The 13,866-nt window shown below is 64.5% G+C and carries 12 protein-coding genes; 7 read left to right on the top strand and 5 right to left on the bottom strand.

The window, feature by feature from the left end; translation table 11 throughout:
• Positions 1-122 precede the first annotated feature (122 nt).
• Complete coding sequence (locus AB4Y82_RS17045) at positions 123-1,250, top strand: FAD-dependent oxidoreductase (protein ID WP_441604871.1); 1,128 nt, start codon at positions 123-125, stop codon at positions 1,248-1,250.
• A 147-nt stretch (positions 1,251-1,397) separates the two neighbouring features.
• A complete protein-coding gene (locus AB4Y82_RS17040) occupies positions 1,398-1,766 on the top strand; it encodes a hypothetical protein (protein WP_441604870.1) in 369 nt (122 codons plus the stop codon).
• A gap of 27 nt (positions 1,767-1,793) precedes the next feature.
• On the opposite strand, the gene AB4Y82_RS17035 is transcribed toward AB4Y82_RS17040, so the two are convergent.
• Positions 1,794-2,204: an acyl-CoA thioesterase gene (locus tag AB4Y82_RS17035; protein WP_441604869.1), complete on the bottom strand. Its 411-nt coding sequence runs from the start codon at positions 2,202-2,204 to the stop codon at positions 1,794-1,796.
• Positions 2,205-2,263: 59 nt separating this feature from the next.
• Here AB4Y82_RS17035 and AB4Y82_RS17030 point away from each other — a divergent pair, with 59 nt between their 5' ends.
• The 3 genes from AB4Y82_RS17030 (at position 2,264) to AB4Y82_RS17020 (ending at position 6,018) form a co-directional block, all read left to right on the top strand.
• Entirely contained in the window at positions 2,264-2,617 is a 354-nt protein-coding gene (locus AB4Y82_RS17030) for an SMR family transporter (protein WP_441604868.1), read from the top strand.
• Positions 2,607-2,939 (top strand): multidrug/spermidine efflux SMR transporter subunit MdtI, encoded by a 333-nt coding sequence (gene mdtI / locus AB4Y82_RS17025; protein ID WP_441604867.1) that lies wholly within the window; start codon positions 2,607-2,609, stop codon positions 2,937-2,939. The genes AB4Y82_RS17030 and mdtI overlap by 11 nt, the downstream gene beginning before the upstream one ends.
• A 742-nt stretch (positions 2,940-3,681) precedes the next feature.
• Positions 3,682-6,018 (top strand): DPP IV N-terminal domain-containing protein, encoded by a 2,337-nt coding sequence (locus AB4Y82_RS17020; protein ID WP_441604866.1) that lies wholly within the window; start codon positions 3,682-3,684, stop codon positions 6,016-6,018.
• An 848-nt stretch (positions 6,019-6,866) separates the two neighbouring features.
• Here the strand turns inward: AB4Y82_RS17020 and AB4Y82_RS17015 are convergent.
• The 4 genes from AB4Y82_RS17015 to AB4Y82_RS17000 all read right to left on the bottom strand — a co-directional run bounded on the left by AB4Y82_RS17015 (position 6,867) and on the right by AB4Y82_RS17000 (position 11,875).
• Complete coding sequence (locus AB4Y82_RS17015; protein ID WP_441604865.1) at positions 6,867-8,078, bottom strand: ABC transporter permease; 1,212 nt, start codon at positions 8,076-8,078, stop codon at positions 6,867-6,869.
• An 8-nt stretch (positions 8,079-8,086) separates the two neighbouring features.
• The gene (locus AB4Y82_RS17010) at positions 8,087-9,388 is read right to left on the bottom strand and encodes an ABC transporter permease (protein ID WP_441604864.1); all 1,302 of its coding nucleotides are present in this window, start codon (positions 9,386-9,388) and stop codon (positions 8,087-8,089) included.
• A gap of 131 nt (positions 9,389-9,519) precedes the next feature.
• Positions 9,520-11,487, bottom strand: coding sequence for a M56 family metallopeptidase (locus AB4Y82_RS17005; RefSeq protein WP_441611511.1), 1,968 nt, complete (start codon positions 11,485-11,487; stop codon positions 9,520-9,522).
• A gap of 1 nt (position 11,488) precedes the next feature.
• On the bottom strand, positions 11,489-11,875 hold the full coding sequence (locus AB4Y82_RS17000; protein WP_441604862.1) for a BlaI/MecI/CopY family transcriptional regulator: 387 nt from the start codon (positions 11,873-11,875) through the stop codon (positions 11,489-11,491).
• Between the two features lie 354 nt (positions 11,876-12,229).
• Here AB4Y82_RS17000 and AB4Y82_RS16995 point away from each other — a divergent pair, with 354 nt between their 5' ends.
• Positions 12,230-12,427 carry a hypothetical protein gene (locus tag AB4Y82_RS16995; protein ID WP_441604861.1) on the top strand — a complete coding sequence of 66 codons (198 nt, stop codon included), beginning with the start codon at positions 12,230-12,232 and terminating at the stop codon, positions 12,425-12,427.
• Between the two features lie 5 nt (positions 12,428-12,432).
• The gene (locus AB4Y82_RS16990) at positions 12,433-13,299 is read left to right on the top strand and encodes an SPFH domain-containing protein (RefSeq protein WP_441604860.1); all 867 of its coding nucleotides are present in this window, start codon (positions 12,433-12,435) and stop codon (positions 13,297-13,299) included.
• Positions 13,300-13,866 lie beyond the last annotated feature (567 nt).

The raw sequence follows: 13,866 nt of genomic DNA, 5'->3' as shown, positions 1-13,866 counted from the left end.
GGTGCCAAATGGGCTAGGGCTGTCCTGATCGCTTCCGCATGCGCGCACGCAGGGCTCTCTTGACGCTGGGACCACGCACGTTGGCGGCAGACTCCCGGTGTCAGGGGCTCGGAGAGGCGAGCATGGCATCGACCCATCCCGACGTGCTTATCGTCGGCGCCGGTCCCACGGGGCTGGCCGCAGCATTGTTGCTCGCCCATCGGCGTGTATCCGTGCGCATCATCGATACGGCCCACGCGGCAGCCACGACATCCAAGGCATTGGCGGTGAACAGCCGGACGCTGGAGATGCTCCAGAGCACCGGTGTCGCCGACCAGATCGTCGCCGAAGGATGGCCCGTGCGCGGCGCCACCCTGCACGAGGACGGCCACGATGTGCTCGCGTTCGACCTGCCGCCCGCACAGGACGCGCGATCGGTCATGACCGTGCTGCCGCAGGCGCGTACCGAGGCGCTGCTGGCCAAGGCCCTGGCGGCGCAAGGCGTGACGGTGGAGCGCGGCGTCACCTTCCACGCGTTGTCGCAAGACCTCACCGAAGTCACGGCCACCCTGCAGCACGCCGATGGCGGCGCCGAGCAGGTCACCAGCCGTCTGCTGTTCGGCGCCGATGGCGCGCGCAGCGCCACGCGTGCCGCGCTGAAGCTCGATTTTCCCGGCAGCGGCCTGGCCGAACCCTGGTTGCTGTGGGACGTGGCGATGCAGACCTCGTTCGATCCCAATCGCGCTCACATCCTGTTCGAGCGCGACGGCTTCATCTTCCTGCTGCGGCTCGCCAACGACGTGTGGCGGGTGATCGGCAACACGCATGATCCGCTGGCGAGCATGCGCCGCTACGGCACGCTGGGCCAGGTGTCGTGGGAATCGCAATTCCACGTCAGCCATCGCGTGGCATCGCAGGCTGGCGTGGGGCGCGTGGCGCTGGGTGGCGACGCCGCGCACATCCATTCGCCGATCGGCGCGCGCGGCATGAACCTGGGGATCGAGGACGCCTATGTCTATGCCGATTGCGCCGCCGACGCACTGGCCGGCGACATGGGCCGGATGAACGACTATGCCTCGCTACGCCACGCCGTGCACAAGTCCGTCGTGCGCCGCATCGGCGCGCTGACGCGCGTGGTACATGGACGGCCGCCGTGGCTGCGCTGGATCCGCGACGGCGTGGTGCCCGTGGCGGGACATCTTTCGTTTGCGCGGCAACTGATGATGCGCACCGCCGGCGGCCTCGATCACCCGCTGAAGACGCGTCGCTAGGCAGGGCGGGCCAGCCTCAAGTTCGCCCCCGCACGGCCGATAACCGGGCATACGCGACATCCGACCACGACGATGGCGCGGTGTCCTGTTGTCGCCGTGCCAAACGCCGCGACGCTGTCGTATCGCCCGATGGGATGTAGCAAACGCATGAACGCACACAAGCCGCACGTGAAGGGTAATCGCGTGGATTGGGCCGATCCTCGCCTGCAGGCGTTATTGCGTCGATCAGAAAACTGGAAGCTCGACAACCGCGGCACCTATACCCCCAAGGATGTGCAGATCCACCTGGGCTGGGGCGCTTCCAGCGGCCGCCCCGCCGTGCTGGTGTGGGAACGCGACCAGGTGATGATGCTCGAAACCCGCTATGCCATTGCGCTGGGCGAGCAGGTGCGGGTGGATGAGCCGCAGGGCGAAAAACTGCGCAGCGTGTGGGGCATCGTGGTCGAGGGCCGCGAAGGTTTCCGCGCGGAAGACCGCGACAACGGCGTCCACCTGCACTGGCTGCATCTGCGCTGAGTGCAGGCCGCCGCGGGCGGCCAGCGTTTAGACGACCGGCAACGGCGGCACCGTCGCCGGCGTGCCGTTCGAGTCGAGCGCAACCATCACGAAACGGCCGGTGGTGCAGACGCGGCGATCGCCGGTGAGCGGGTCTTCGCCCGTCAGTTCCACTTCCACCGTCATCGAGCTGTGGCCCACGTGCACGATACGTGCAACCAGTTCGGCCAGCTGGCCCGTGCGCACGGGCACCTTGAAATTCACTTCTTCGGAGCGCGCGGTGACCACCGTGCGACGGGCGTGGCGCGAGGCGACGATGAAGGCCGCCTTGTCCATCCATGCCAAGGCCTGTCCGCCGAACAGCGTGCCCAGGTGGTTGGTGTGATCGGGAAACACCATCTCGAGCAGGCGTGCCTCAGGCAGCGTGGGAGTGGCGGACAGGGCGTTGATTGGGTTCATGGCGTGATCGGGGAGGGCGAGGGTAGGATGGGGTCGCGGTGCCCGACAAGGAGAACCACATGCGTCACTGGCTTTTCATGGCCGCGGCTATTGTCACCGAAGTCGCCGGCACGTTGGCGATGAAGCTCGGCGCCCATCACGGCTACCTGACCATCGGCCTGTCGACGATGTACGTGATGCTGGTGCTGTCCTATACCTGCCTGGCGATGGCGGTGAAGGTCATTCCGCTCGCAGTGGCCTATGGCGCATGGGAAAGCCTGGGCCTGGTACTCATCACCTTGTGCAGCGCCTGGCTGTTTGCCGAAGACCTCAAGCCGATCAAGCTGGCGGCGATCGCCCTGATCATCGCCGGCATCGTGCTGCTGGAGCGCGGCACCGACGAAGCGCCTGAAGGGAGCCGTCATGCTTCCTGAGTTCGAACCTGTCCATTTGCTTTACCTCGCCATCGCGATCGTGCTGGAGATCGCGGCCAACGTGCTGATGAAGCAGTCGCATGGGTTTGCCTACAAGCGGCCGGCTGTGGCCGCGATTGCGTGCGCGTTGGCGGCGTTTACGGCGTTGAGTTTTGCCATACGCGGGATTCAGTTGTCGGTGGCGTATGGCGTGTGGGGCGGGGTGGGGTTGATGGCGACGGCGGTATTGGGGATCGCGGTGTTTGGGGAGAGGTTGCGGGGGGAGGGGTGGGTGGGGTTGGGGTTGATCACGGTGGGGGTTTGTTTGTTGAAGTTTGCGTGAGGGGTGTTGTGGAGTGGTGCGCGTGCATAAGCCGTGCACTTTCCTGCTCGTCATCCCGGCGCAGGCCGGGACCCAGTAGCGGTGCGCTCCGATCGTCGCGTTACCGCCAGCGTGCCGCCTACGCGGCGGGCGTTTCGAACGGCTGCCGCCGCTCGAGTCACTTTTCTCTTGCTGGCCCAAGAGATCCCACGGGACTAGCTTCGCGTCGAAAGTAACCCAAAGAGAATGGCCTGATAACGCCCGCAGCATCGTGTTGGGATAAGCCCGAGCGCTCGAGGCGACTGGTTGTGGGACAACCTCCGAGGGTACAAAGCGGGTACCTCAAAGCGCTGCGCAACGCGCCCGAATCGCTGAGGACTTAAAGCGGGGCCTCGCTGCGCATCGGCTCCCTTTTCCTTGCCGCGCCTTCTTGTCTGTGGGAGCGCACCCTGTGCGCGACAGCCACGCTGAGGTGTACCGCTCCGTAGGATGGTCGCGCACAGGGTGCGCTCCCACAAATAGCCGAGAGTCCCCTTGTAGGAGCGCACCTTGTGCGCGACCGCAGCGCTTGGGTACACCACTCCTCAGGCTTGTCGCGCAGAGGCGGCATTCCCACCCTCGTGTTCGTGCGCGCTCCGCTCCCCTTGGAACAACTCAACCCAAACCAATGGCAGTCCAACGCCACCTGAGTAACACTACGGGCAATACCCAGGCCGCTCTTCCATGCGCGCCTGTATGTCGCGATTGATCGGGGGACTAAAACATGAGCTTGAACACACGTGGTGCGCGCCTGATGGGCGCGGCGGCGCTGATTGCGCTTTCGACTGGCGCCGTCGCACAGGGGCGTACGCTCACCCATGACGACTACGCGCGCGCCGAGCGCTATGTGGGTTACAACGCCACGCCCCTGGTGGACCACGCCGTGCAAACGGTGACCTGGATCGACGATACCCACTACTGGTACCGCGACCATGATGCCTCCGGCGATCGCTACCTGCGTGTCGATGCTGGCACCGGCAAGGTCGAGCCCGCGTTCGACCACGCGGCCCTCGCCGTCGCCCTTGGCAAGGTGCTTGGCAAGTCCGTCAGCGCGAACAAGCTGGGCATCACCACATTTGTCACCGCGCCGGATGGCCGCCTGGACGTCAACCTGCGCGGCAAACACTACCTGTGCGACATGAAGGGCAACATCGTCTGCGTTCTCGGCCGTGACGAAAGCATCGACGGCACGGGCAACGAACCGGGCGTGTTGTCGCCCGACAAGCACAGCGAAGCCTTCGTGCGCGACTGGAACCTATGGGTGCGCGATGTCCTCACCCACAAGGAAACCCAGCTCACCATCGACGGTGTGGAAAACTACGGTTACGCCACCGACAACGCGGGCTGGAAGCACAGCAGCAAGGCCATCCTCGTGTGGTCGCCGGACTCCAGGCGCATTGCCACCTTCCAGCAGGATCAGCGCAAGACCGGCGACATGGTGGTCGTGGGCACCAACGTGGGCCACCCGAAGGTCGAAAAGTGGAAGTATCCACTGGTCGGCGACAAGGACGTGACGATGATCGAACGCGTGATCGTCGACGTCGACACACGCAAGGTGCTGCGCCTGAAGATGGAGCCGGACCAGCATCGCTCCACCTTGTGCGATGACGTGAGCTGCGGCCGCAATGGCGGCTGGGACGATGTGCAATGGGCGGCCGATGCAAGCTCGCTGGCCTTCGTATCCTCCTCGCGCGATCACAAGCAGGCGTGGTTTCGCGTGGCCGATGTGCACACCGGCGACATACGCACCGTGTTCAACGAAAGCGTGCCTACTTACTACGAAAGCGGCATCGGCAAGGTCAATTGGCAGTACCTGCCGGCCAGCCATGAAGTGGTGTGGTTCAGCGAGCGCAACAACTGGGGCAACCTGTATCTGTACGACCTCGACAGCGGCAAGCTCAAGCACGCCATCACCACCGGCGAAGGCAATGTCACCGAGGTGCTCAAGCTCGATGCTGCCTCGCGCACGCTGTGGTTCCGCGGCGTGGGTCGCGAGCAGGGCGTGGATCCGTATTACCAGCAGTTCTACAAAGTCAGCCTGGACGGCGGCGCGCCGGTACTGCTGGCGCCGGAGCCGGCTGACCACACCATCACCCTGTCGCCGGATGGACGTCTATTCGCAGACGCCTACTCCACACCCACCACGCCGTCGGTCACCGTGCTGCGTAGCGCACAGGATGGCCATGTGGTGTCCACCATCGCCAAGGCCGATATCTCACGCCTGCTGGCCCGCGGGTGGAAGGCGCCCGAACCGTTCACCGTGAAAGCGCGCGACGGCAAGACCGACCTGTACGGCCTGATGTTCAAGCCCACCCAGTTCGACCCGTCGAAGAAATATCCGGTGGTCGACTACATCTACCCCGGCCCGCAGACCGGCTCGGTGGGCTCACGCAGCTTCAATCCCGCACGCGCGGATCACCAGGCGCTGGCCGAGCTGGGCTTCATCGTGGTTGCCATCGACGGCATGGGCACGCCCTGGCGCTCCAAGGCCTTCCACGATGCGTACTTCGGCAATATCGGCGACAACACCATGCCCGACCAGGTGGCCGGTTTGAAGGAACTCGGCAAACGTCATGCGTGGATCGACATGGATCGCGTGGGCATCTGGGGCCACTCCGGCGGCGGCAACGCCACGGTGACGGCGATGTTCCGCTACGCCGACCTGTTCAAGGTCGGCATCGCCGAGAGCGGCAACCACGACAACCGCAACTACGAAGACGATTGGGCCGAGAAGTGGCAGGGGCTGCTGGTCACCGACAAGGACGGCAAGAGCAACTACGACGACCAGGCCAACCAGAGCCACGCCGCCGGCCTCAAGGGCCACCTGCTGTTGGTCCACGGCACCATGGACGACAACGTACCGCCGTACGAAACGCTGCTGGTTGTCGATGCGCTGATCAAGGCGAACAAGGATTTCGATTTGTTGATGCTTCCCAACGAGCATCACACCTATGGCGCCGCGGCCAACTACATGATGCGCAAGCGTTGGGATTATTTTGTGCGGAATCTGGCGGGAGATGTGGCGCCGAAAGAGTTTGAGATGAAGCCGCCGAAGGATTGAGGGGGCGGCTGCGCTCATTCGATCGTCATCCCTGCACGGGCAGGGGGCGCGTTTCAACAGCCGAATGGCTGGTCATCCAGTGACCTTTCGTTCGGTCGCCGCCTTATCGCGATCTGGCTCGCCTGCCGCGGCCCGGCGTTTTCGGGCGCTTGTTTTTCTGATGTAGGAGCGCGCTCGCGCGCGACCAGCCTGCGAAGAGGTACACCCAGTCGCTGCGGTCGCGCACAAGTGCGCTCCTACAAGGGGGCGCAGGTCCGTGGATGGCGGATCAATCTTGCCGGTCGGCTCTTCTGTGGGAGCGCACCCTGTGCGCGACAAACCTACGGAGCGATACACCCCGGCGTGGCTGTCGCGCACAGGGTGCGCTCCCACAGACAAGCGCCAGGCGCGGCACCAGTGCGTCATGCATGGGATAAAGCCAATGCGCAGCGAGGCCCCGCTTTAAGTCCTCAGCGATTCGGGCGCGTTGCGCAGCGCTTTGAACTACCCGCTGTGTACCCTCGGAGGTTGTCCCACAACGACGCGCCTCAAGCGTTCGGGCTTATCCCAACACGATGCTGCGGGCGTTATCAGGCCATTCTCTTTGGGTTACTTTTCTCTTGGGCCAGCAAGAGAAAAGTGACTCGGTCGGCGGCAGCCGATCGAAACGCCCGCCGCGTAGGCGGCACCCTGGCCGTAACGCGACAACCAAACACCGAGGCTCTGGATGACCAGCCCATACGGCAGTTGAAAACCACCTCCGGACTGCGTCGGGATGACGGGCAGAGGCGCAGCCAGCGCCGCGACGACTAGCAAAAACCGCCTGCGCCGCAACGACGATCCAGAATCCGCCAGGCAAACATCCCCACCTACCCCCTGGTCGCCACCACCGGCGGCACCAAACTCGCCCGCATCGCTGGCCCTAGCACCGCCAACTGTCCCAGCAAACACAACGACACCGCCCCAACCGGCACGTACAACCATGGCAACCGCTGCAACGCGTAATGCTGCATCAAGAGCATATTGAGCGCGTAGGCAAGCACCACACCTAGAACGACACCCACACCAACGATCACCCCATTCTCCGTCTGGAAATACCGCAGGATGTCCCGTCGCGTAGCACCCACCGCACGGCGGATGCCGATGGAGCGCCGGCGTTGTTGCACCCAGAAGCTGGCGAGACCCGCGATGCCGGCAGCCGTCACCAGCAGCAAGCCAAGCGCCGCGGAGAGCAGCAAGGTGATCATGGTGCGATCACGGCGAAAGTAATCGTCACGCAGCTGCGTGAAAGTCTGCGGATGTCTCAGCACGCGGTTGTTGTCGAGGCGGGCGAGTACCTGTTGTGCCTGCTTGAGCACGCGCTCCCTGTCCTGCGGCGCAGTGCGCATCACATAGGTGATGTCGGCCGTGTCCGGCAACATGGGAAACAGCGTGGCGTAACCGCTCGCATCGGACTCGCCCAGGGAGGGACGCAGCAACTGATCCACGACACCGACGATGCGCACCGGTCCATCTCCCGGATAGATCACCTTGCCCAGCGGGTCCTGACCCGGAAACAGCTTGGCGGCGAGGGCGCGCGTGATGATGGTGGAGGGCACGCGGTTGATGCCCGCCCAGTCATGCGCCGCATCGAGCGCAATGTATTCCTCCGGCAGAAACCACCGTCCCGCCACCAGACGCATGCCGAGCACGCGTGCTTCTTCCTGTGTGCCGTTGAATGCCGTGGCGGTGGCCGGCGCGGGCCCGTTCGGCACCAGCGAAATGCCGTTGCTCCAGTTGTTGCCGTTGAAGGGCAGGGCATCGACCGCAGCCACCATGGTGACGCCGGGGATCGCGCGCAGCACCGCCATGTCCGCGTTGTGTTTGGCGAGGTGGTTGGCCGATTCGTCGACGCTGATGCTTTCGATCATGGCGAGCTCGTTCTCCACCACGCCACTGGGCAACTGCATCTGCGCCAGGCGATGGCCGATGATGGACGCGACGTTGCAGACGATGGCGCAGGTCAGCGCCACCTGCATCACCAGCAGGCAGACGGTGAGCTTGTGGCGCGACAGGCTGGCGATCAGGGGCGAATGTGACATGACAGGCCTCATTGCGTCTTCAGTTGCAGGGCGGGAGGTATGCGGCAGGCACGCCACGCGGGGAGCAGGCCTGCGATCACGCTGGCCACCAGGGCGAGCAGGAAGGTGCCAAGCAGCATGCCCGCGTCCATCTGCGCGAGTTGCGCGTAACCGTCGGGCCGTTGGCGCACGCTCCACAAGCCCAGGCAGGCGATGCCCAATCCGAGCAGGCCGCCGGCCAGGCCGATCACGCACGACTCCACGCCCAGTTGCAGAAAGATGTCCCAACGCCGCGCACCCAGCGCACGACGCACGCTGATCTCGCCGCCGCGACGCAGAAAAGTGGCAAGCAACAGACCGACCACGTTGAGCATGCACACGGCGAGGAAGCCAAGCGACAGCGATAGCTGCAGGCGCAGGTCGTCGGGGATGGCGTGCTGGCGCGTCAGCCAGTCCATCAGGCCGTAGAGCTGCGCGTCGACGGGGCGTGGCATGCGGCCGTGCGACTGCTGGTCGCGCCAGTAGCTGCCAATGAATTGCCGGTACGCCTGCGCCTTGGCGGTGCTGTCCAGCTGCACCAGCAACTGCAGCCACACGCAGTGGTTGCTGGTGCGGGCGTCGCCACCGCTGTCCCAACAGGACAAGCGGCCGTTGAAGTCGAGCCCCAGATCCTGCGCGGTCTGCAATGGCAGGAAGAACTGGTCGGTCTTGCCGAATCCGCGGCCGTCCACTTGTGCGTAGAACTGCGGCTGCGGGTGCCAGTCGTCGAGCACGCCGACCACGCGAAAGTCGGTGTTCTTCAAGCGAACGCTATGGCCGATCGCCGACGCGTTGCCGAACAGCTTGCGCGCCAGGTCGCGGTTGAGCACGACGATGCGCGCATGGTTCTCGTCATCGTCGCTGCGCCAGGCGGTGCCTGCGGCAAAGGGCACGTTGAACATGCTGAAGAAATCAGCCGTCACGTAGCGTCCCGTTTCGTAGAACGGCAGCTCGCCGCTCTGTGGCGGGCGCACCGGAACCGCGCCGCCCGCCATGACGGCCTGCCGATCTGCCCGCCGTGCGTGCAGCAGATTCATGGCGTCCGGCCAGCTGAAATTGCCGTCCGGCTCAGTGGACTCGCTGTGATCGCGGGCGAGCGGCCGGATGTCGATCACCGGTGCATAGATCTGCCCGCTGCGACCCGGCAGCGGATCACCGGAGAGCACATGGAAAATCGTGATCATGGTCATGCTGGCGCCGATGCCCAGGCCGATGACCAGCACCATCAGCGCGGCCAGTGCCTTGCTGCGGCGCAGACTGCTGATGGCGGTTGTCGCGTAGTAGCCAATCATGTCGCCTCCTTCCCTGCATGAATCGGCTGCGCGTGGGCAACGGTTACCCGTCGCCCCGGCAAACCGGGGCGTGTGTTGATCGATGGGGCTGTGATTCGTGGCGGCGCGCCGGGCACGCCACCACGTTGTGGCTAGCGGTTGCTTACCGGCTGTGCGACGCCCTTGGCCAGCGCTTCGTCCAGCAGACGGCTCATCTGCTGGGTCGCCTGTTCGGTGGCCTGTTCCTCGCGATGGGCGAGTGCTTCCTGCTGTTTGGCCAAGGCTTCCTGTTGCCTTTCGAGGTCTTGCTGTTCGCGTTCGAGACCGGCGCGCTCGCGATCGATCTCCGCGCGCTGAGACTCGAACGACGCGCGCTCGGCGTCGCCGCCATCGGACGACGGACGCTGCGCCTGTCGTGCCGCGATCTCTGCTTCACGCGTGGCCATGCGTGCCAACCGTTCGCCCAGCGCGCCCTGGCGCGCACCGATGCCGCTCTCCTGACCGCTCACGCGACCTTGTTCGCCACTGAGCCGGCCCTGTTCCTTGGACAGCTCGGTCACCGCCGCATAAGCCGCCTTGGCGCGGGTGAGATAGGTTTCATCGCGAATCACATAGGACTTGTTGCCGCGACGGAACATCAACAGCGGCTCTGACTGCCCGCGCATGCTGCGAGCCGTCGTAACATCCAGATCGCTGCCGTTGATGATCACCGAATCCTTGTCGAGCAAGGCGAAGCCGTATTGCGCATCGGTATGCGTGTCGATATCGATGTGATGCGCAGAGAAACCTTCGGAACGCGGCGCCGGCGGTGCGGGTGGGGCCGGCGGCGGGGGCGGCGGAGGCGGCGGAGGCGGCGGTGTCGGAGCCTTGGGCGCGGGTGGTGCCGGCGGTACCGGAGGGACGGCCGGCGGTGTGATGCTGCCGCGCGGCGACGGCTTGGTCTTCGGCGTAGCAGGCGTCGTTGGCGTGGCCGGCGTAGGCGGCGTCAGCGGTGTGGCTGGTGTCGGGGGTGTCGCGGGAACCGACTGGACGCTCGAGGTACTCGCCGGCGCGGACGCCGTCTCGCCCTTGGCCTGGGTCACCCGATACGGCAGCACGCCGATGGCAGCGACCACGGCAACCAGCAACCAGCTGCGCACACGCGAGGTGGTGTCCTGATCGCTAAGCTGCAGCATGGTCAAGCGCCTCTTCAAGTTGTGGAAAGTCGGCGACGCGCCGGCAAGACCCGCATGCAGCGGATGCGCCACACCCAGGCGCAGCAGCAGACGGCCGTAATCCTGCGGTGCGGCATCGTGCTGATGCACCACTTGCGCGTCGCACGCGGCCTCGCGGTTCAAGGCGTACTCGCGCATTGCCCACGACACCATCGGATGAAAGAAGAACAGTCGCTGGGCGATCGCGGGTATCCATCCCATCCACAGATCACCGCGACGCAGATGGGTGAGTTCGTGGGCGAGCGCCAGGGCGCTTTCTTCGGAGGAGAGGTTCTGGTTCGCGGGCAGCAACACCACTGGCCGCCACACACCGCTCACCTGGGGGGAGCGGATCGCATCGGAGACACGCAGTGACGGACAGCGACGCAGCCCCATCGCATGTGCCTGCTCGGCGCACAGCGTCTGCAAGGCGGCATCGGCTAGCGGTCGCGATGCACGAACCACGATGCGTGCCTGGCGCCAGTGACGCAACGTGATGAGCAGCTGCACGACCACACCGGCAAGCCATAGCGCCAGGACTGCCGGTAACCAGCGCGTCCAGCCAGCTGCTGTCGACGTAGTGGAGCGCACGATCACGGTTTGGTCGTCGCTTTCCGGTTCTGCCGAGAAAGACGCAGAGCTCTGGCCAATGCTGGCGATGCGGTGTTCGCTCGGCGATACCGTGGTGATCACCGTGGTTTCGGCAGAAGTGGGCGACAACAGCGGCAGCGCCACCGGCGTGGGCAGCAACAAGCCCAGCAGGAGCTGCACGCCAAGCAGCCACCACAACAGCGAGCGCGTGGCCGCGGAAAGCCGCGGAAGCTGCCGGTTGAGCAGCCACACGGCGCCTACCAGCAGTGCTGCCTGCAGCGACGTCCAGGCCAGTCGGCCAACCACTTCCTGTGCGAGAGAGGCAATGGCGCTCATGTCAGGTCTCCTTGCGGCGCGTCTGCAGTTGATGCACCAGGGCTTCGAGTTCGGCGAGTTCGTTGTCGCTGACGTCCGTGCGTTCGGACATCCATGCCACGAACGGCGATACCGAACCGCTGAGCGTCTTCTCCACGAACTGTCCCACCGCGCTGCGCATGACTTCGCCAGGCCCGGTGGATGGGCTATAGCGATACATGCCCTGTACCTGCTTGCGGCGCAGGTAGGACTTGCCGCGCAGGCGTTCCATCATGGTCAGCACGGTCGATCGCGCGAGGCCGCGCGGTTCGCCGAATCCGGTCGCCACTTCGCCGACCGATGCGTTGTTGTTGTCGGCGAGATATTGCAGGAGCGCCAGCTCCTGATCGCCGATGGTTGGCTTGCCCATGTCCAAGGTTCCTGGTGACTACAGCTGTAGTCAACGTACGCCGTGACTACAGCTGTAGTCAATAGGCCGGTGGTGCTGGATTTGCGTCAGCGCTGACTTGTTGCAACGCACCAAAATCGGAGTAGAGTGCGCCCCGTCCTCATCCTGCAGCGCGCCTGGAGTGCGCTTATATGAAGGCTCGCACGCTACTTATCGCTGACCCATCCCGCCATACACGGCGAGTCATCGCACCCACGGGTTAGCAACGCACTTTGTCCTTCGCACACCGTCTCGACGCGCTGACGTGTCGATGCGGCGCTTGCGAACGGACATCCATACGGCACTCGCCAAACCATCATCACCACGGGGAAAACCATGAAGACGCTTGTCGACTGGCTGGCGCATCGGCTGTGGCCGTTCGTCGTCTGCCTGCTGTTGTACGTCGCTGTCATCGGGCCGGAGCTGATCTCGGCCGCAAGCACGCTGGCCGTGCTGATCGGCCTGGCGTTGCTGGCCTTGCTATTGGCGTGGGGCTATCTGCTGCTGCGCCGCGGTTTCACTCACAAGGAATGATCACCATGAAACGCGTATTGACGCTGTCGTTGTCGCTTTCGGCCCTGCTGCTGGCCGCCTGCTCGAAAGTGCCGGCGGGCAATGTGGGCGTGAAGTTCCAGATGTATGGCGATGACAAAGGCGCATTGCAGGAATTGCCGCCCGGACGCTACTGGGTGGGCTGGGGCTACGAGCTGTACACCTTCCCGACCTTCACCCAGACCTACACCTTCACGCGCTCCACCATGGAAGGCCGTGCAGTGGACGAATCGATCAGCTTCCAGACCGCCCAAGGCCTCACGGTGAACGCGGACGTGGGCATCACGTACCACATCGATCCGTCCAAGGTGACCTTGATCTTCCAGAAGTACCGCAAGGGCATTGACGAAATCACGGACGTCTATCTGCGCAACATGATCCGCGACGCGCTGGTCAAGGAGGCCTCGAACCTGGACATCGAATCGGTCTACGGCAAGGGCAAGGCCAGCCTGATCGAGTCGGTGCAGAAGGATGTGAGCGACGAAGTTTCCGCCGTCGGCATCAATGTGGAGAAGATCTACTGGATCGGTGAGCTACGCCTGCCCGAAAACGTCGTGCAGTCGATCAACGCCAAGATCCAGGCCACGCAGATGGCCGAGCAGCGCCAGAACGAGGTGGCGCAGGCCAGGGCCGAAGCGGAGAAGGTGGAGGCTGAAGCACAGGGACGTGCGCAGGCGCAGATCACGATTGCCACGGCGGAGGCCAAGGCGATTGAGTTGAAGGGTAATGCGCTGCGCGAAAATCCCAACATCGTGCAGATGTCGGCGATTGAGAAGTGGGATGGGCATTTGCCCACTTATACGGGGAGTAGTGCGTTGCCGTTTGTGAGTTTGGGGAGTGTGCAGACTAAGTGAGGTGGTTGGTTGGAGTTAGTTGGAAGGCACCTGGCTTTTCTCCCTCTCCCCGCCGGGGAGAGGGTTAGGGTGAGGGGAGGGTGCTCGCGGGGGCATTTCTGATCCTCATCCCAGTGCTGGCTGGCATTTGATCGTCATTCCGGCGCCGGCCGGAGGCGCTTCTAAACAGCGAAGCTGGTCATCCAGAGCCTCGGTGTTCGGTTGTCGCGATACCGCGATCTGGCTCGCCTGCCGCGGGCTTCCGTGCCGCTGCCGCGGCCCGGGTTACTTTCTCTTGCTTGCCCAAGAGAAAGTAACCAAAGAGAAGGGCCCCCCGGATGACGCGCCTTCCGGGCCGTTGGCCCTCCAGGTGCGCGTGCGGGTTACGGGGTTTTTCGACAGGACATCCCTGTCCTGTCGAAAAACTGGCCGCATCCATGCGGCCACCCTGCGGGCTTTCCTCCACCCGCCCGCCGCGTCATACGGGGACCCCGAGAGCGGAGAGCCACATCAAGAGCCACGCGACGTCCGACGCTGTTGGGCGGCTCTTTTTGTAGGAGCGCACTTGTGCGCGACCAGCCTACGGAG

It is taken from the genome of Dyella sp. 2YAF14 (genome assembly GCF_052114725.1).
Taxonomy (GTDB): Bacteria; Pseudomonadota; Gammaproteobacteria; order Xanthomonadales; family Rhodanobacteraceae; genus Dyella.
This window is presented reverse-complemented; position numbering and strand designations above follow the sequence as displayed.